Annotated in this window: 4 protein-coding genes (1 of these 4 only partly in view); all 4 read left to right on the top strand. The window is 72.5% G+C overall.

From position 1 onward, the window contains the following. Tightly spaced (each overlapping or abutting the next), the 4 genes in view from hmlB to GYH29_RS03155 form a layout consistent with a single transcriptional unit that may run on beyond the window. Positions 1-7,531: the 3' portion of a jagaricin-like haemolysin non-ribosomal peptide synthetase HmlB gene (gene hmlB, locus GYH29_RS03170; protein WP_161523173.1), read on the top strand. Its footprint begins 1,487 nt before the window's first position; the window shows 7,531 of its 9,018 coding nt (coding positions 1,488-9,018); the start codon falls outside the window, past its left edge; its stop codon occupies positions 7,529-7,531. Beyond that, positions 7,528-18,450 (top strand): jagaricin-like haemolysin non-ribosomal peptide synthetase HmlC, encoded by a 10,923-nt coding sequence (gene hmlC, locus GYH29_RS03165; RefSeq protein ID WP_456298363.1) that lies wholly within the window; start codon positions 7,528-7,530, stop codon positions 18,448-18,450. The genes hmlB and hmlC overlap by 4 nt, the downstream gene beginning before the upstream one ends. Then, positions 18,447-19,217: an SDR family oxidoreductase HmlD gene (gene hmlD / locus GYH29_RS03160; protein WP_161523171.1), complete on the top strand. Its 771-nt coding sequence runs from the start codon at positions 18,447-18,449 to the stop codon at positions 19,215-19,217. The genes hmlC and hmlD overlap by 4 nt, the downstream gene beginning before the upstream one ends. Beyond that, positions 19,214-19,987 (top strand): glycosyltransferase family 32 protein, encoded by a 774-nt coding sequence (locus tag GYH29_RS03155; protein ID WP_019102903.1) that lies wholly within the window; start codon positions 19,214-19,216, stop codon positions 19,985-19,987. The genes hmlD and GYH29_RS03155 overlap by 4 nt, the downstream gene beginning before the upstream one ends.

The following is a 19,987-nucleotide window of genomic DNA, read 5'->3' as shown; positions in this document are numbered from 1 at the left end:
CGCCCGCGCCAATCAGCTCGCAAGGCAATTACTCCAGCTCGGCGTGCAGCCGGAACAACGCGTCGGCCTGTGCTGCCAGCGTCAGCCCGATCTCCTCGTCGCCATGCTCGCCATCCTCAAGGCCGGCGCCGCCTATGTCCCGCTGGACCCCGGCTATCCCGCCGAGCGCCTGGAGTTCCTCGTCCGCGACAGCGCCATCCATGTCGTCGTCGGCGACGCCGAGTCCGCCGATGCCCTGCCCGCCGGCCTCGCCCTGCGCTGGCTGGATGTGGCCGTCTCCTCCGGCGACGCCGCGCCGCCGCCGCGCCGTCTGCATCCGCAGCAGGCCGCTTACGTCATCTATACCTCCGGTTCCACCGGCACCCCCAAGGGCTGCGTGGTCAGCCACCACAATGTGGTCCGATTGATCGCCGCCACCGCCGAGCGTTTCGCCTTCGGTCCCGACGATGTCTGGTCGCTGTTCCATTCCTACGCCTTCGATTTCTCGGTGTGGGAGATCTGGGGGCCTCTGCTGTTCGGCGGCACTTGCCTGGTGGTGCCTTACTGGGTGTCCCGCTCGCCGGAGGCCTTCGCCGATTGGCTGCAGCAGCATCGCGTGTCGGTGTTGAACCAGACCCCGGCCGCTTTCCGCCAGTTGATCCCCGCCGCCGCCGCTCACGCCTTGCCGGACTTGCGTCTGGTGATCTTCGGCGGCGAGGCGCTGGAACTGGCCAGTCTGGAGCCCTGGTTCCAACAACGCGGCGATCAACGTCCCGAGCTGGTCAATATGTACGGCATCACCGAAACCACCGTGCACGTCACCCAGCGCGCCATCCGACAGGCCGATCTCGACGCTCGCCGGGGTCAGGTCATCGGCCCGCCGATTCCCGATCTGGCCTTCCATCTGCTGGACCGCTTCCTGCAGCCGGTGCCCATCGGCGTGCCCGGCGAGATCTACGTCGGCGGCCCCGGCGTCGCTCGCGGCTACTGGAACCGCCCGACGCTGACCGCCTCCCGCTTCCTGCCCAACCCCTTCGCCGCCGACGGCTCCCGCCTGTATCGCTCCGGCGACCTCGCCCGCCGCCGCGCCGACGGCGAGATCGAATACCTGGGCCGCGCCGATCATCAGGTCAAGCTGCGCGGTTTCCGCATCGAGCTGGGCGAGATCGAAGCCGCGCTGTGCCGGCTGCCCGCCGTGCGCGAGGCTCTGGTCCTGCTGGACCGCCCCGCCGCCGGCGAACCCCGGCTGGTGGCCTACGCCGTCGGCGACGCCGAACCCGCCGCCCTGCGCGCCGCGTTGGCCGCCGAGCTGCCCGAGCACATGCTGCCCGCCGTCATCGTGGCGCTGGAGCGCTTCCCGCTGACCCACCACGGCAAGATCGACCGCGCCGCCCTGCCGGCCGCGCAAGCCGCCAGCGACGCGCCGCGCGTCGACCCCCGCTCCGACGCGGAACGCGCGCTCGCCCAAATCTGGGCCGACGTCCTCGCCGTGCCCCTGCCCGGCATCGACGACAATTTCTTCGCCCTGGGAGGCGATTCCATCCTCTCCCTGCAAGTGGTCGCCCGGGCGCGGGCGCAAGACCTGCCGCTGAGCCCGCGCCAGCTGCTGCTGGAACCCACCATCCGCCAACTGGCCGCCGCGCTCGGCACGGCCGCGGCCGAGGAGGAAGCCGCGGCCGCCGGCCCGCTGCCGGCCACGCCCATCCAGCGCTGGTTCGCCGGCCTGGGTCTGGCCGAGCCGCGGCACTGGAACCAAGCGCTGGCGCTGCAACTGGCCCGCCCCGTGGACGCGGTCCGGCTGCAAGCCGCGCTCGACGCAGTGGCCGCGCGCCACGACGCCTTCCGCCTGCGCTTCACGCCGGAGCCGGCGCTAAGCGAAGAGACCGGCGGCTGGCCTTGCCGCGAACTGGAACTAACAGACGACGGCGACGAAGCCGCGCGCGCGGCGCTGGAACAAGTCCAGCGCGAGCTAGACCCAAGCGCCGGCCCGCTGGCCCGCGCGCTCTTGCTGCGCCGCGGCCCACAAGCGCCGGTGCTGGCGCTGATCGTCCACCATCTGGCGGTGGACGCGGTGTCCTGGGGCATTCTGCTGGACGATCTGAACCAGGCGCTGGACGCGCTGGCGCACGACGAAACGCCGCAACTCCCCGCCGTGCCAGCCCACTGGCACCGCTGGGCGGAACAACAACGGGCCGAGGCCGCCGAGGCGGACCCCGCGCCTTGGCTCAGCCAGGCCGAGGCCGGTTTCCCGACGCTGCGCCGCGACGCCGCCGCCCCTGCGGCCAATACCGAAGCCGCCTCGCGGCTGCTCAGCCGCGAATTGGACGCGGCCTTGACCGGCCGCCTGCTGGCCGCCGGCGCCCGGGCAGCCGGCCAGCGCGTCAGCGCCCTGCTGCTGTTGGCGCTGTGGCGCGCGCTGGCGCCCCGGCTCGACGCCCCGCGCTTCGCTGTGACGATGGAACACCATGGCCGCGACGCCGAATCCGGCCTGGACCTGTCCCGCACCGTGGGCTGGTTCACCGCGCTGTATCCGCTGAGCGTGGCCGGCGACGCCGCCGCCGCCGGCGCGGCCGATCTCCTGGCTTCCATCGCCGCGCAATTGTCGCGGCTGACGCCCGTCGCGCCGGAATACGGCCAGGCGCGCTGGCTGGGGCCGGATCTGGACGCGCGCCGGCAACTGGAGGCGGCCGGCCTGCCGGAAATCAGTTTCAACTACCTGGGCGCGCCGCGCGGCGTCGACAAGGCCTGGTTCCAACTGCGGCCCGAGTTGATTACCGGAGAACGCGCCGCCGACAACCTGCGCCCCTTCGCGCTGGATCTGGTGCTGGTCGTGCTGGACGGCAGGCTGCGCGTGGACTGGCGCTACCCCGGCGGCCAGTTCGAGCCGGCCACCGTCGCCGGCTGGGCCGACGCCTTCGCCCGCGAACTGGCGCTGGCGCTGGACGAGATCGAAGCCGCGCCGCTGCTGGCCGCCGATTACCCGCTGGCCCGTCTGGAACAGGCCGCCGTCGAGGAGCTGGCGCGCCGGACCGGCCCCTTCGACGATCTCTATCCGCTGTCCCCGCTGCAACAGGGCATGCTGTTCCACAGCGTGGCCGACGCCGCCGACGGCGCTTACTTGGAACAACTCAGCAGCGTGGTCAACGGCGCGCTGGACCCGGACGCCTTCGCCGAGGCCTGGCGCGCGATGCTGACGCGCCATCCGCTGCTGCGCTCCAGCGTCCACTGGCGGGGCCTGACCCAGCCGCTGCAGGCGGCGATGCGCGCTGCGCCGCTGCCGATCAGCCGGCTGGACTGGTCCGATCTGGCCGAGCCCGAAACCGCGCTGGCCGACTACCTGGCCGCAGACGCCGCGCGGCCCTTCGCCCTGGACGCCGCGCCGCTGATGCGGCTGGCGCTGATCCGGCTGGGCCAGGACCGCTGGCGCTGGATCTGGAGCTATCACCACCTGCTGCTGGACGGCTGGTCGCTGCCCTTGTTCTTCCGCGAGCTGCTGACCCTGTACCGCGCGCTCAGCCGCGGCGAAACCCCGGCCCTGCCGCCGGCGCGGCCGTTCTCCGCCTATATCGGCTGGCTGGACCGCACCGGCCGCCGCGCCCGCTCGGACGAAGGGTTCTGGCGTCGTTACTTTTCCGGGCTGGAACACCCCACCCTGCTCGCCGGCCCCGCCGACGGCGACGCCGACTTCGTCGAACGGGAAATCCGGCTGTCGCCGGAATGGAGCGCGCGCGCCGCCGCCGCGATGCAGGCTTGCTCCAGCACGCTGAACACCCTGTTCCAGGCCGCCTGGGCGCTGACCCTGGCGCGCAGCGGCCACGGCGAGGACATCGTCTTCGGCACCGCCTTGTCCGGCCGCAACGGCGATCTGCCCGGCATAGCCGAAATGATAGGGCTGTTCATCAACACCCTGCCGCTGCGGGTGCGGCTCAACCCCGCCGCCGACGCGCGCGCGCTGCTGGCCCAGGTACAGACCAATCAAGCCCAGGTGCAGGACTACGCCCACAACCGGCTGGTGGACGTCCAGCGCTGGGCCGGCCGCGACAACGCCCAGTTGTTCGACTCGCTGCTGGTCTTCGAGAACTACCCCGCCGACGCGCTGCTGCGCGACGAGGCCGCCGGCCTGGGCTTTGAAACTCCGCGCTTCAGCGAGCACACCAATTATCCGCTGACGCTGGCCGTGATCCCGGGCGCGGCCTTGACCGTCAAGCTCACCTTCGACCGCAGCCGCGTCGCGGACGCCGCGGCCGAGGCATTGTTGCAAGGCTTGCTCGCCGTGGCGGAAGGCCTGGTCGCCGCTCCGGACGCCGCCGTCGCCTCCATCGAGCTGCTGCCGGCGGAAGCGCGGCGGGCGCGGATAGCCGACGCCGCCCGGCCCCCGCTGGCGTCGCCGCAACTGGCGCAGCGCCTGTTCGAGCGCCAAGCCGCCGCCGCTCCGCGCGCGCCGGCGCTGCTGGACGAAAACGGCGCGCTTGATTACGCCGGGCTGGACGCCCGCGCCAACCAGCTGGCCCACCGGCTGCAAGCGCTGGGCGCCGGCCCGGAAACCGTGGTGGGCGTGCTGCTGCCGCGCGGCGCGGCCGCGGTGACCGCGCTGCTGGCCACGCTGAAGGCCGGCGCCGTCTATCTGCCGCTGGACCCGGCCTACCCTGCCGAGCGGCTGGACTACATGCTGGCAGACAGCCGCGCCGCCATCCTGCTCAGCGAAACCCGCCTGTTGCCGACGTTGAGCCGGTTGCCCGCCAGCCTGCTCTTGCTGGACGAAGCCCCAGACGCTGCTGACGCCGCGCCGGACTCCGCCCCGCCCTGCGCCGCCGGCGTCGACAACCTGGCCTACCTCATCTACACCTCCGGCTCCACCGGCTGGCCCAAGGGCGTGGGCGTCAGCCATCGCGGCGTCGCCAATCTCTGCCGCGCCCAATGCGAAGTGTTCCAGGTGGACGCCGGCAGCCGGGTCTATCAGTTCGCCCCGCTGAGCTTCGACGCCTCGGTGTCGGAAATCTTCATGGCGCTGGGCAGCGGCGCGGCCCTGTGCCTGCCGGAGGCCGACGCCGCGCAAGATCCGGCCGGCGCTCTGCGCCGCGCCGCGCAGCGCCACGGTCTGACCCACGCCACCCTGCCCCCGGCGCTGCTGGCGGCGTTGGATCAAGACGATCTACCCGGCCTGCGCACCCTGATCGCCGCCGGCGAAGCCGCCGCGCCCGGCCTGCTGGCGCGCTGGGCCGCCGCCCGCCGCGTGGTCAACGCCTACGGCCCGACCGAAGCCACGGTCTGCGCCAGCATGCGGGTCTGCGACGCCGTGGAGCCGCTGCCGTCCATAGGCCGCGGCATGGCCGGCGTCCGCCTCTATCTGCTGGACCGCTGGGGCGCGCTAGTGCCGCCCGGCGTGCCCGGCGAGATCCACATCGGCGGCGAGGCGCTGGCGCGCGGCTATATCGGCCAGCCCGGCCGCACCGCCGCCAGCTTCGTGCCGGACGCCGTGTCCGGCCTGCCCGGCGCGCGGCTGTACCGCAGCGGCGACCTCGGCGAATACCTGCCCGACGGCGGCATCCGCTTCCTCGGCCGCGCAGGCGGCCAGGTTAAACACCGCGGCTACCGCATCGAACTGGACGGCGTCGCCGCCGCGCTCAGCGCCCATCCGGGCGTGGACGAAGCGCTGGCGCTGATCCGCCTGGACGGCGAGCGCCGCCAACTGGTGGCCTACGCGCGGCTCAAGCCGGAAGCGGGCTTCGACGCCTCCGCGCTGCGAGAGCACCTGGCCGCCCGCCTGCCGGCCCACGAACTGCCGCAAGCCATCGTCGGCGTGCGGCAATGGCCGTTGACCCCCGCCGGCAAAATAGACCGCGCGGCGCTGCCGTCGCCGGAGGAGGCCGCGCCGGACTCGCCGGACGCGTACAAGACGCTGAACCCGGCCGAGGCCGCGCTGCTGGAGATCTGGCGCTCGGCGCTGGGGCGGAGCGGCATCGGCGTTCACGACAATTATTTCGCCGTCGGCGGCGACTCCATTCTGGCCCTGCAGATCGTCTCTCGCGCCAAGCAGGCCGGTTTCGACATCGAGCCGCGCGCGCTGTTCGCCCATCCCACGGTGGCCGGACTGGCCGCCGTGGCCGGCGCCGCCGCGCGGCGGGCGCACATCGAGGAGCCGGAACAGGCCGAGGCGCCGCTGGCGCCGATCCAGCGCTGGTTCCTGCAACAAGACTGGCCCGCGCCGCAGCACTGGAACCTCAGCCTGCGGCTGAGCCTGGACTCCGCCGCGGACCCCGCCGCCTTGCAGGCGGCGCTGACGGCCGTGGCCTTGCGGCACGACGCGCTGCGTCTGAGGCTGCGCCGCGCGCCCGACGGCGCTTGGAGCCAGCATTACGGGCCGCGCGGCGCGCCGCCGCTTGAAACGCTGACGCTGCGGGCGACGGAGCCCGCCGCCCGCGAGGCGGAGCTGCAAACCCGCTGCGCGCGGCTGCAGGCTTCTCTGGACCTGGAACACGGCCCGCTGCTGCGCGCCGTGCTGATCGAGGCCGGGCCGGGCGGCCGCGCCGAGCTGTTGCTGATCGCCCATCACTGGGTAGTGGACGTGGTGTCCTGGCGCATTCTGCTGGACGACCTGGACCAGGCCTACGGCCAGGCCATGGACGGCGCCGAACCCTCGCTGCCTCCCGTGCCCGTCAGCTACCGGGCCTGGGCGCAATCTCTGGCGGACGACGCGCCCGCGCTGGCCGGCGAGTTCGACTACTGGCGCCGCGCCGTCTCCCCGCTGGCCGCGCCGCCGGGACTTGCCGCCGTCGGCCGCGTGGCGGAACGCCGCCGCGCGACGGTCAGCCTGGACGCCGACGCCAGCGCCGCGCTGCTGGAGGGCGGCGCCGAACGCTACCGCGCTCAGCCGCAGGAGTTGCTGCTGGCGGCGCTGACCCTGGCCTGGCGCCGGCTGAGCGGCCTGCCCGCGCTCGCTCTGGACCTGGAAAACCACGGCCGCAACGCGGCGGCCGGCCCCGCGCCCGATCTGTCGCGCAGCGTGGGCTGGTTCACCTGCCTGCACCCGCTGCGCATAGAGCCGGCCGGCGACGGCTGGGAGCCCGCGGCCGCGGCGACCAAGGCCGCGCTGCGCGGCGTGCCCGGCGGCGGCATCGGCTTTGGCGTGCTGCGCTATCTGGGCGACCCGGCCCAGGCCGCCGCTCTGGACCAGGCGCCGCCTCGGCCGCTCAGCTTCAACTACCTGGGCCGGCTGGACGACGCCGCCGACGGCGTGCTGCCGCGGCTGCGGGCGCGGCTGTCGACGCTAGAGGCCGGGCCGGCGCAAGACCCGCGCCAGCGGCTACCACACGCCATCTCCGTCAATGCCCGCATAGAGAAGGGCCGCCTGCGGCTGGACTTCGACTACGCCGACGCCCACGAAACCCCGGCGCTGGCCGAACAGTGCCGGCTGGCGCTGGAAGAACTGGCCGCGCTCTGCCGCGCCGGCGGCCTGCCCGCCGTCGCCTACCACACCTCGGACTTCGCCGGCGTCGCGCTGGAGGAGAACGAATTGGCCGCCTTGCTGGACGACCTCACCGACATCGAATGAACATGACAAGCACACCGAACCTCAAAGACCAGATCCAGGACATCCTGCCCCTGAGCCCGCTGCAACGCGGCGTCTTGTTCCACACCTTGTTCGCGCCCGGCTCCCCGGTCTATTTCGAGCAATTGATCTGCCGGCTGGACGGCGCGGTGGATCCCGCCGCCATGGCCGACGCGCTGGAGCGGCTGGCCGAGCGCCACCCCATCCTGCGCACCGCCTTCGTCACCAAGGGCCAGGCCGAGCCCCGCCAAGTGGTGTTTCGCCACGCGCGGACGCCGCTGGACGTCCACGACTGGAGCCGGGACGATCCCGCCGAGCGCGAACGGCGGCTGGAAGCGCTGCTGGACGAAGACCGCCGCCGCGGCTTCCAGCTGAACCGGCCGCCGCTGATGCGGCTGACCCTGCTGCGCTACGGGCAAGAGGAATGGAGGCTGATCTGGAGCCATCATCACATTCTGCTGGACGGCTGGTCGCTGCCCATCCTGATGCGCGATTACTTCGCCCTGCTGTCCGGCGCGGCGCTGCCCTCGGCGCCGCCGCCCTTCGCCGCCTACCTCAGCTGGCTGGGCCGCCAGGACCAGGACGCCGCCGCCAAGCGCTGGCGCGCCGCGCTGGGCGATCTGGCCGCGCCCACCCCGCTGGGCCTGGACCGGCCGGCGCTGCCGGGCGCGCTGGCCGGCGCCGACGTCGGCCAGATCGAGATGCGGCTGGACTACCGTGCCGACGGCGACCTCGCGGCCGCCGCCGAACGCTGCCGGGTCTCCCCGGGCAGCCTGCTGCTGGGCGCCTGGGCCATCCTGCTCAGCCGATACAGCCGCCAGGACGACGTGGTCTTCGGCCTCACCCTGTCCGGCCGGGCCATTGATCTGCCCGGCGTGGACGGCATGGTGGGTCTCTTGATCAACTCCCTGCCGCTGCGCTTGCCGGTGCCGGCCGACGCCGCCCTGCCGCAATGGCTGGCCGAGGTGCAACGCCGTCAGTTGGAGCTGCAATCGCTGTCGCACAGCGATCTGGCCGAAGTGCAGCGCCACAGCGGCGTGCCGCGCGGTCAGCCGCTGTTCGAAACCCTGGTGGCGATAGACAACTTCCCGATAGGCGAGGCCCTGCCCTCGGACGGCTTGGGCTTCCGGATATCGGACGTCTCCCAGCGCGAGCGCACTCACTACCCGCTGACCCTGACCCTGGTGCCGGGCGCCGGCGGACTGAGCTTGAAGCTGGGCTTCGACCGCGCTCGCGTGGACGATGCTCCGGCCGCGGCGCTGGCCGAAGCCTACCTGGAGCTGCTGCGCCAGATCGCCGCGCGGCCGGACGCCGCGCTGCGCGAGCTGGGCCTGGTGCGGCCCAGCGCGATCCAGCCGACCGCTCCGGCCGGCCGCGGCGGGCCGGGCACCCTGGCCACCGCCTTCCTGGCCGCCGCCGAGCGCTTTCCGGACCGCATCGCCGTCAGCGACGGCCCCGCGACGCTGAGCTACCGGCAACTGCGCGCCCAGGCCGCCGCCATCGCGGAACGGCTGCGTCAAGACGGCGTGCAGCCCGGCGTCAGGGTAGGCATTTGCCTGCCGCGCTCCGCCGGACAAATCGCCGCCATGCTGGGGGTGACGCTGGCCGGCGGCGTCTATCTGCCGCTGGATCCGGACTATCCGGCGGAGCGGCTGGCCTACCAACTGGCCGACAGCCAGGCGCTGCTCACGCTGACCGACGCCGAACTCAAGCCCCGGCTGCCGGCGGAACACCGCTGCCTGTCGCTGGCGGAGATAGGCTGCGGCGCCAGGCCGGCGGCGCGGCCGCCCGCCGGCCTGGAAGCCGGGCACGGCGCTTACGTGATCTACACTTCCGGCTCCACCGGCCAGCCCAAGGGCGTGCTGGTTTCCCACCGCAACGTGCTGCGCTTGTTCTCCGCCAGCGCCCGCCACTTCGCCTTCGACGAAAGCGACGTCTGGAGCTATTTCCACTCCTTCGCCTTCGATTTCTCGGTATGGGAAATCTGGGGCGCGCTGCTGCATGGCGGCCGCTGCGTCGTGGTGCCGCGCGAGCTCAGCCGCGATCCGGCCGCCTTCGTCGAACTGCTGGGCCGCGAAGGCGTCACCGTGCTGAACCAGACCCCGTCGGCGTTCAAACTGGCGATAGCGGCCGAAGCCGCCGCGCCGCTGCCGCGACCGTCCGCGCTGCGCTGGGTGATCTTCGGCGGCGAGGCGCTGCGGCTGGCGGAATTGGGCCCGTGGCTGGAGCGGCACGGGGACGACAGTCCGCGGCTGGCCAATATGTACGGCATCACCGAAACCACCGTGCACGTCACCTTCCGCCGCATCCGCGCCGCCGATCTTGAGGCCGGCGGCGAACTCAGCCCGATAGGCGAGCCGCTGGACGACCTGAGCCTGGAACTGGCCGACCCCTGCGGCCACCCCGTTCCCCTGGGCGCGCCCGGCGAAATCTTGGTCGGCGGCGCCGGCGTCAGCCTCGGCTATCTGAACCGCCCGCAACTCAATGCCGAACGCTTTCCCGGCGTCGGCGCGGAACGGCGCTACCGTTCCGGCGACCTGGCGCGGCGAATCGCCGACGGCGAGCTGCTCTACTGCGGCCGCATCGACCATCAAGTGAAGATTCGCGGCTTCCGCATCGAGCTGGGCGAAGTGCGCGCGGCGCTGCTGAGCCATCCGGCGGTGCGCGATGTCCATCTCGTCGCCGCCGACAACCAACTCATCGCCTATCTGCTCGCCGACGACCCCGCAGCGGCCGGCGCCGAAACCCTGCGCCGCCATCTGGCCGCGCGCTTGCCGGCGCATATGATTCCGGCGGTCTTCATCGCGTTGACCGAGTTTCCGCTCACCCTCAACGGCAAGGTTGACGCGCGCGCGCTGCCCTCGCCGCAAGGCGCGCGTTCGGCGCTGGACACGCCCTATGTCGAAGCGGCCACCCCCAGACAAAAGCTGCTGGCGGAGATCTGGCGCCAGGTGCTGGACCTGCCGCGCGTCGGCATACGAGACAACTATTTCACGCTGGGCGGAGATTCCATCCGCAGCGTGCGCATCGCCGGGCTGGCCAAGGAACGCGGCTGCCCGTTGAGCATCCAGGACATTTTCCGCCACGGCACCATCGAAGCCATCGTCGAAGCGATAGGCGAAGCCGAAAGCACGGCCGCGCCGGACACGGCACTGCCGCCGTTCGCGCTGATTGACGCCGCGGACCGCGCGCGGCTGCCGCCCGAGGTGGAAGACGCGCTGCCCCTGGCCAGACTGCAGGCCGGCATGCTCTTCCACAATGAATACGACGACGGCCGCAACCTGTACCACGACGTGTTCTCCCACCGGCTGCGCGTCGATATCGACCCGGAGCGCCTGCGCCGGGCGCTGGCGGAGCTGAGCCGCGAACACCCGCTGCTGCGCACCGGCTTCGCGCTGGCCGGCTACTCCCAGCCGCTGCAACTGGTTTGGCTCGATCTGACGCCCAGCCTGGACATCGACGACCTGCGCGGCCTTTCTCCGCAGCAACGGGACGACGCCGTCGCCAGCCAGCTGCGACAGCTAAGCGAACAGCGCTTCGCGCCGGAACGGCCGCCGCTGCTGCGCGTCGGCTGCCTGCGGCTGGCCGAGGACGAGTGGCAGCTAACGCTGGCTTTCCACCACGCCATCCTGGACGGCTGGAGCGTGGCCACCTTGTGCGCGGCCTTGTTCAAAAAGATGCGCGACCAGGGCGGCCCCGCGCGGGCACCGCGCGCGGCCTTCCGAGAATTCGTCGCCGCCGAACGCGCGGCGCTGGCCGATCCGGCGCAACGAGACTACTGGCGCGCACAGCTGAAAGGCCTGCCGTCCGCCGCCATCCCGCGCTGGCCTCAACGCACCGCGCCGACGGGCAAGGCCAGGGAGGGCTCGCGGGAAACGCGCTTGCCAAGCGCCACCGCCGCGGCGCTGATCCGGCTGGCCGCGGACAGCGGCATGCCGCTGAAAACCCTGCTGCTGGCCGTGCACGCCCGCGTGCTGGCCTGCTTGTGCGGCCAGGACGAAATCGTCACCGGCCTGGTCAGCAACGGCCGGCCGGCGGACGCCGACGGCGCCGAAGCCTTGGGCCTCTTCCTCAACACCCTGCCGCTGCGCGTCCGCGTTGGCGGCAGTTGGCGCGCGCTGCTGGCGGAAACCATGACGGCGGAGGGAAACAGCCTGCCCCGCCGCTTCTTCCCGCTGGCGGAAATCCTCAAACTGGACGAGGCCGCCCGCTTCGACGCCTCGTTCAACTATGTGGATTTCCACGTCTACCGCGAACTGAGCGAGAGCGGCGGCCTGGAGGTGCTGGACAGCAGCCGCCTGGAAGCGGTGGACATCCCGCTGGCCGTCACCTTCAGCGCCAGCCGCGCCGAGGGCGCCGTCACCCTGGGCTTTTCCTACGACCGCGCCGCCTTCCCCGACGAGCAAGTGGCCGCCATCGGCCGGCTCTACCTGGCCGCCGCCGCCGCGCTGGCGCGAGACCCCGACGCCCTCTGCCTGGACGCCGCGCTGACGGAGACCGCTGTCGAGCCGCTACGCGGACCGTCCGCCGGTCTCGCGGCCTTATCGGTGCCGCAGGCGGTCGCCGCCATCGCGCGGCGGCAACCGGACGCGCCCGCCGTCGCCGGAAACGGCGAGGCGCTGAGCTACGCCCAGCTGGACGGCCAGGCCAACCGGCTGGCGCGCCGGCTGTTGGCGCATGGCCTTGGCCCGGACGCGGTGGTGGCGCTGGACTTGCCGCGCTCGCCCGAACTGGTGGTGGCGATGCTGGCGACCTTGAAGGCCGGCGCCGCCTATCTGCCGCTGGACCGAGGCCAGCCCGAGGCACGCCGCCGCGAAATCCTGCGGGAGGCCGCCCCGGCGCAGCTGCTCAGCCTGAACCCCGCCGCTTATGCGCCGCCCGGCTGCGCCGTCTTGCAGGCGAACCTGGCCGACGATCTGAACGACGAAGACGCGGCGGCCCCCGCCGCGCCCGTCCATGGCGACGCGCTGGCCTATCTGCTGTTCACCTCCGGCTCCAGCGGTCGCCCCAAAGGCGTCGCCGTCGGCCGCGCCGCGCTGGACAACCACATGGCCTGGATGAACCGCCGCTACCCGCTGGACGCGGACGACGCGGTGCTGCAGAAAACCCCGGTGGGTTTCGACGCCTCGGTCTGGGAGTTCTGGGCGCCGCTGACTCAGGGCGCGCGGCTGCTGCTGGCGGCGGAGGACGGACACCGCGACCCGGACTACCTGATCCGCGCCGTGCGCGAACAAGGCGTCACCGTGCTGCAGCTGGTGCCCAGCCTGCTGGCCGTGCTGCTGTCGATGCCTGACTTCGCCGGCTGCCGCGCGCTGCGCCGGGTCTTCGTCGGCGGAGAAGCGCTGCCGGCCGCCACCCTGGCCCGCTTCCACGCAGCGCTGGACATCCCGCTGGTCAACCTCTACGGCCCCACCGAAACCGCCATCGACGCCTCCAGCGCGGAATACCTGCGTTCGGACCCGCCCGCGGCCGCCATCGGCATCGGCCACCCCATAGACAGCGCCGTCTTCCATGTGCTGGACGCCCGCCTCAATCCGGTGCCCCCCGGCGTGCGCGGCGAACTGTACATCGCCGGCTGCGGCCTGGCCCGCGGTTATCTGGGCCAGCCGGCGCAGACCGCGCGGCGCTTTATCCCGGACCCGCTGTCGCCGTTGCCCGGCGGCCGCATGTACCGCAGCGGCGATATCGTGCGCCTGCTGCCGGACGGCGTGCTGGAATACCTGGGCCGCGCCGACGGCCAGGTCAAGCTGCGCGGCCAGCGCGTGGAACTGGAAGAGATCGAAGCCGGCCTCGCCGCCTGCCCCGGCGTGCGCCAAGCCGCCGCCGCGCTCTACCGCGACCGCTCCGGCGCGGACAAGCTGGCCGGTTACGTAGGGCTGACGCCGGAGGCCGAGGCCGGCGACTGGCGAGCCGCCATCCTGGCGGCGCTGCGCCTGCGTCTGCCGGAATACATGCTGCCCGCGCAATTGATCGCGCTGCGGCAATGGCCGGTCGGCGCCAACGGCAAAACCGACCGCGCCGCGCTGCCCGCGCCGCAGGCGGACGCGGCGGCCCCAATGCGCAGCCGCGCGCCCAATACCCCAGAGGAACAGGTTTTGGCCGCGATCTGGCGACAAACGCTGGGCCGCGAAGACATCGGCGCCGACGACAACTTCTTCCAACTGGGCGGGGACTCCATCCTAGGCCTGCAAATCGTGGCTCAGGCCCGCCAGGCCGGCCTGACGCTGGCCGCGCGCGACATCTTCAGCCACCCCACCATCGCCGAGCTGGCCGCCCAAGCGCGCCCGGCGCGGCAGGAAGCCAAGCTGGAGGACATTCCGCCAGGCGCTCCGCTTCCGCTGACGCCGGCCCAACGCTGGTTCTTCGAACGCGTCGACACCCTGCCGCGTCCCGGCCACTGGAACCAGGCGCTGCTGCTGAGCGTGGCCGCCGGCATTTCCGCTCCGACGCTGCGCAGCGCCCTGCTACGGCTGGAACAGAGCCACGACGCCTTCCGCCTGCGCTTCTCCGCCGGAGCCGACGGCTGGCGCCAACACTACGCGCCGCGCGAGGCCTTGCGCGAAGAAGACTGGCTGGAACGCGTCGATCTGAGCGCGCTGCCGGCGACCGAACGCGCCGCCGCCGTCGAGGCCCGCGCCGAAGCGGCGCAGCGCGAGCTGGATCTGGAACGCGGGCCGCTATTGCGAGCCGTGCACTTCGATTGCGGCGACGGCGAAGCCGGCCGGCTGCTGATGGTCATCCATCATTTGATTGTGGACGGCGTGTCCTGGCGCGTGCTGCTGCAAGATCTCGCCGGCCTGCTTGCCGGCGTCGCCCCCATGCCGGCGAACGTCGGCTTCGGCCATTGGGCGCTGCGCCCGTTCGAACCCTCCGCCGAAGAACGCGCTTACTGGCTAGACCAGGCGCGGCTGGCCGCCGACGCGGTCCGCGTCCCGCTGACGGCGGAGGCGGCGCGCGACAACCGCTACGGGATGACGGACACCGTGGAGCTGTCGCTGGACAGCGGCGAGACCGCCGCCCTGCTCCGCGGCGGAGCGCTGCGCGCCAGCGCCGAGGAAATGCTGCTGACGGCGGCGCTGGGCGCGCTCCGCGACTGGCTGGGCGCCGACGCGCTGGTCCTCACCATGGAAGGCCACGGCCGAGACGACGAGGCCCTGGACCTCTCCCGCACCGTGGGCTGGTTCACCGCCCTGTATCCGCTGACCGTGACCGGCCTGGCCGAGGCTTCGCCGCCGCGGCTGCTGCGCCGGGTCAAGCAAGCCTTGCGCGCGGTGCCGGCCGGCGGCGCCGGCTACGGCGCGCTACGTCAGGCGGCCGACGCCCGCGCGCTGGCCGCCATGCCGGAACCGCAAATCGCCTTCAACTACCTGGGCCAGTTCGACGCCAGCCTGCCGGCCGACGGCGCGCTGGCGCCTGCTCCGGAATCCGTGGGCGCGATGGAAGACCCGGATGGCTTGCGCCCCCGGCTGATCGACATCGTGGCCCTGGTCAGCGACGGCAAACTGTCCCTGCGCTGGAACTACGGCCGCGCCACGCTGCCGCGCGCGACGGTGGAGGCCCTCGCCCGGCAAATGCGGCAGCGGCTGCTCGCGCTGCTGAGCCTGGACGCGGACGCCGCGGCGGCGGCGCTGACGCCGGACGACTTCCCGCTGGCCGCGCTGGATGAGACCAGCCTGCCCGCGGCGCTGGGCGAGCGCGGCGACATCGTCGACCTGTGGTCGCTGACGCCGGTGCAGGAAGGCATGCTGTTCCACTCGCGAATGGAAGCCTCTTCCGGCCCCGCCGGCGTCTACATAGAACAAGTGGTCGCCGAACTGGACGGCGCGGTGGATCCGGTCTTGCTGCGCCAAGCCTGGGAGCAGGTGCTGGCGCGGCACGACGCGCTGCGCGTCAGCTTCGCCTGGGAAGGCTTGGCCGCGCCGCTGCAACGGGTCCATCGCGCGCCCGCGCTGCCGTTCTCCATCTGCGAAACGCCGGACGAGACCGCGCTGGAACGCTATCTGGCCGACGACCGCGCCGCCGGCTTCGCGCTGGACGCCCCGCCCTTGATGCGCCTGGCGCTGCTGACCCGGAACGGCGCGCCTTGGCGGCTGGTCTGGACCCATCACCACGCACTGCTGGACGGTTGGTCGATGGCCGTCGTCTTTGACGAGGCCCTGACCCTGTACCGCGGGCTGAGCCAAGGCCAGAGCGCGGCGCTGCCGCCGGCGCCCTCGTTCGGGCGCTTCATCAAATGGCTGCGCGCGCACAGCGACCGCCAAGCCCAGGAAGACTTCTGGCGCGACTACTTCAGCGGCTACGCCGCCGCGGCCGATCTGGCCTTGCTGCCGGCCGGCGGCCCGCCCCAGCCGCGCGCCCATTCGCTGCGGCTGGACTCCGCGCTGACCGCTGAGTTGCGGCGGACGGCGCGAGAGCGCAAAGTCACGCTCAACACCTTATTCCAGGGCGCGCTGGCGGTGGCTCTGTCACGCGTCGGCCGCTGCGACGACCTAGTGTTGGGCGTCACCATGGCCGGCCGGCCCGAATCGCTGCCCGGCTGCGACGCCGCCGTCGGCCTGTTCATCTCCACCCTGCCCTTGCGCGCCGACTGCTCGGCCGCTCAAGCGGTGGACGATTTTCTCCACCGGCTGCAGAACGCCCAGAGCCGTCTGGGCCCCTTCGAGTCCAGCGCCTTGGTGGACATCCAGCGCTGGAGCGGCCTGTCCGCGCGCCAGGCGCTGTTCGACGTGGTGCTGGTCTATGAGAACTACCCGATTCGCGCCTCGGTCGGCGACGTCGCCCAAGCGCTGCGCGTGGGCGCGGCCTCCGCGCGCGAACAGTCCAACTATCCGCTGACCCTCTACGTCAAGCCAGACGCCGACACCATTGAGCTGGACGGCGTATTCGACGCCGGCCGCATCGAACCGGAACGCGTCGCGGCGCTGCTGGAAGCGCTGCCGCGGCTGCTGAGGCAGATCGCCGGCGGCGCGGCCCGCGTAGGCGAGTTGCGTCTGGCCGAACCGACGCCTCCGGCCGCCTTCCCGCCGCCGGAGCGCGGCGATAATGTGCTCGCCATGTTGACCGCCGCCGCGCGGCTCAACCCGGACAAGATCGCGGTTGCCGCCGAGGACGGCGAGCTGAGCTACCGCCAACTGGTGAACGGCGCGCGCGCGCTGGCGCGCCGGTTGGCGGAGCGCGGCGTCGCTCCCGGCGACACCGTGGCGCTGGCCCTGCCGCCGGACGGACGCGCGCTGACCGCCCTGCTGGGCACGCTGTGGGCCGGCGCGCAATACCTGCCGCTGGACCCGGCGCTGCCGCCGCTGCGGCGCGACGCCATCCTGGAAGACGCCCGCCCCGGCCTGGTCCTCGTCGACGGCGAGCAGACCGGCTGGCCCGCGTCCGCCAAACTGCTGACGCTGCCGACGCCTCTGCCTCAAGCCGACGGCGACGACGCTCCCTTGCCCGGCGACGCGCTCCACCCGGAAGCGCCGGCCTACACCCTGTTCACCTCCGGCAGCACCGGCCGGCCCAAGGGCGTGCAGATCGCCCATCGCTCGCTGGCCAACATCCTGCGGCATTTCAGCGCCGAACCCGGCTTCGGCGCGGACGACGTGTTGCTGTCGGTCACCACCTGGTCCTTCGACATCGCGGCGCTGGAACTGCTGTTGCCCCTGGTCCGCGGCGGCACGGTCGCCATCGCGCCGGCTTCGGCCAGCGGCGACGGCCCGGCGTTGGCCGCCGAGGCCGCGCGCCGCGGCGCCGGCGTGATCCAGGCCACGCCGGCCAGCTGGCGCATGCTGCTGGAAGCCGGCTGGAAGCCCGCGCCCGGGCTGCGCGCCTGGTGCGGCGGCGAGGCGCTGCCCGCCGACCTGGCCCGCGAGCTGCTGGACGCCGGCGCCGCGCTGTGGAACGTCTACGGCCCCACCGAAACCACCATCTGGTCCGCGCTGCACCGGGTCGACGGCGCGGAACTGCCGCCGCCGGCCGGCCACGCCGTCCGCCGCACCACGCTGTGGGTGGCCGACCACCACGGCCAGCCGCTGCCGCCGCAACTGGCGGGCGAACTGCAGATCGGCGGAGACGGCCTGGCTTTGGGCTATCTGGGCGCGCCGGCGCAAACCGCCGCCCGTTTCCGACCCGACCCGCTGGCCGGCCGGCCCGGCGCCCGCGTCTACCGCAGCGGCGACCTGGCCTGCCTGCGGCCGGACGGCAGCGTCCGCGTGCTGGGCCGGCTGGACGGCCAGGCCAAGCTCAACGGCTTCCGGCTGGAGCTGGAGGAAGTGGAAACCAGGCTGCGCGAACTGCCCGGCGTGCGCCAGGCTGCGGCGGCCGTCCGCCGCGACCCGCAAGGCCACGCCCGGCTGGTGGCCTACCTGGTGCCGGACGGCGGCGGCGCCTGGCGCTCCGGCGACGAAGCCGACCCGACTGCCTTGCAGCGGGTCCGCGCCCAGCTATCCGCCGCGCTGCCCGGCTATATGCTGCCCAGCCGCTTTGTCACCCTGGAACAGTTGCCGCTGACCGCCAACCGCAAGCTGGACCGCAAGGCCCTGCCCGAACCGGCCGCCAGCGCGCCGACCCGCGCCGGCAGCGCCCCTCAGGGCGCGCTGGAGCAAGCGGTGTGCGCATTGTGGGAAGAAGTGTTCGAACGCGCCGGCATCGCCGCCGACGACGACTTCTTCGAATTGGGCGGCCATTCGCTGTTGGCCACCCGCATCCAGGTGCGCGTCAACAAAATCTTCCGGCAAACGCTGCCGCTGCGCGCCACCTTCCACGCCCAAACCCCGCGCGCCCTGGCCGCGCTGCTGGCGGAGCGCGAGTCCGCGCCCGGCCTGGCCGCCAAGATCGCCGCCGTCTACCTGAAGCTGCGCGGCATGTCCGACGCCGAGCGCGACGCGCTGCGCCGGGCCGCCGCTCAACCCTCCACCATGGAAACCGCAGAATGAAACTGGAACACATCAACGCCATCGTCAGCGGCGCCGCCAGCGGCATCGGCCGCGCCTTCGCTCTGGAGCTGGCACGCGCCGGCGCTCGGGTCCACGCCGCGGATCTGGACGCCGCCGGCCTGCGCCGGCTGGAAGAAGACGCCGCCGGCCTACCCGGCTCGGTGCGCGGCTCGGTGCTGGACGTGAGCCAGGAGGCCGCGGTCCGCGCTTTTCTGAAAACCGCGTCGGAACAGGCGGAACCGGCCAATCTGCTGGTCAACAACGCCGGCATCCTGCGCGACGGCTGGCTGGTGAGGCTGGACGTGGAAGGCTTCGTCCGCAAGCTGCCCACCGCGCAATGGCGGTCGGTGCTGGAAACCAACCTGACCGCGCCTTATCTGCTGAGCCGCGAGTTCGCCGCCGCTCGCGTGGAGTCCGGCCTCAAGACGCCGGGCCTGATCGTCAACATCTCCTCGGTCACCAGCGCCGGCAATCCCGGCCAGTCCAACTACGCGGCGTCCAAGGCCGGCCTGGACGCGCTCACCCGGACCTGGGCGCTGGAGCTGGCGCCCTTCGGCATTCGCGTGGCCGGCATCGCCCCGGGCCTGACCGACACCCCGATGGCCGCCGGCCTGGCGCCGGCCACCCGCGAGGAACTGATCGCCCAGGTGCCGCTGCGGCGCATGGCCGAGCCGGCCGAAATCTGGCAGGGGCTGAAATTCATCATCGAATGCGACTACTTCAACGGCCGCATCATCGCAATCGACGGCGGAGCCACCTTCTCGTGAACCCGACACTCGCCACCCCGGCCGCGGACATTCCGCGCCGCATCCATCAGATCTGGTATCAAGGCGCCGCCGCGCTGCCGGACAAATATCGCCGCTACCGCGACACCTGGATGCGGCGGCATCCGGACTGGGAGTTCGTGTTCTGGGACGCGCCCCGGATGCAGGCGCTGGTTGACGAACACTACCCGTGGTTCGCCGCTCGCTACGCCAGCTTCGAGCGCGACATCCAACGCATAGACGCCGCCCGCTACCTGTTCCTGGCGCTGCACGGCGGCTTCTACATCGACATGGACATCGAAAACCTGCGGCCCATAGACCCGCTGCTGCCTGGAAGGCGGCTCATCCTGTCGCGCACCCACGGTTTCAACAACGCGCTGATAGGCAGCGCGCCCGGCCACCCATTGTGGAACACGGTGCTGGACCGGCTGGCGGCCGGCCAGTCCGCGCCGCTGGACCCGGCCATGCCGGCCAGGCTGCGCGAGTCGCCGGCGATGCGCACCGCCGTCACCGTGGGCCCGCGCTTCTTCACCTGGTGCGCGCAGCAAAGCGGCTGTCTGGACGACCCGGCCACGCTGTGTTGCCCCGGCTATTACTTCGAACCCGGCTCGCCCACGCCGGACGGCAGCTCCTGGCCGCCGGCCAACGACCCCGACGGCGGCTATGCCCGTCACCACATGGACCTTAACTGGCTGGGCCTGCGCCACCGGCTGTTGTCCCGGCTGAACCGGCTGCTATTGCCCTGGCTGACTCGGCGGCTGCCTTTGCAATGA

The sequence above is a fragment of the Chromobacterium haemolyticum genome, from assembly GCF_009936155.1.
GTDB lineage: Bacteria > Pseudomonadota > Gammaproteobacteria > Burkholderiales > Chromobacteriaceae > Chromobacterium > Chromobacterium haemolyticum.
Note: the sequence above shows the minus strand (reverse complement) of the source record. Positions and strands in the feature narration are given on the sequence as shown.

Excerpts from the sequence above, each read along its gene's own strand:
- hmlC (WP_456298363.1), top strand. The coding sequence starts at position 7,528 with ATGAACATGACAAGCACACCGAACCTCAAAGACCAGATCCAGGACATC.
- hmlD (WP_161523171.1), top strand. The coding sequence starts at position 18,447 with ATGAAACTGGAACACATCAACGCCATCGTCAGCGGCGCCGCCAGCGGC.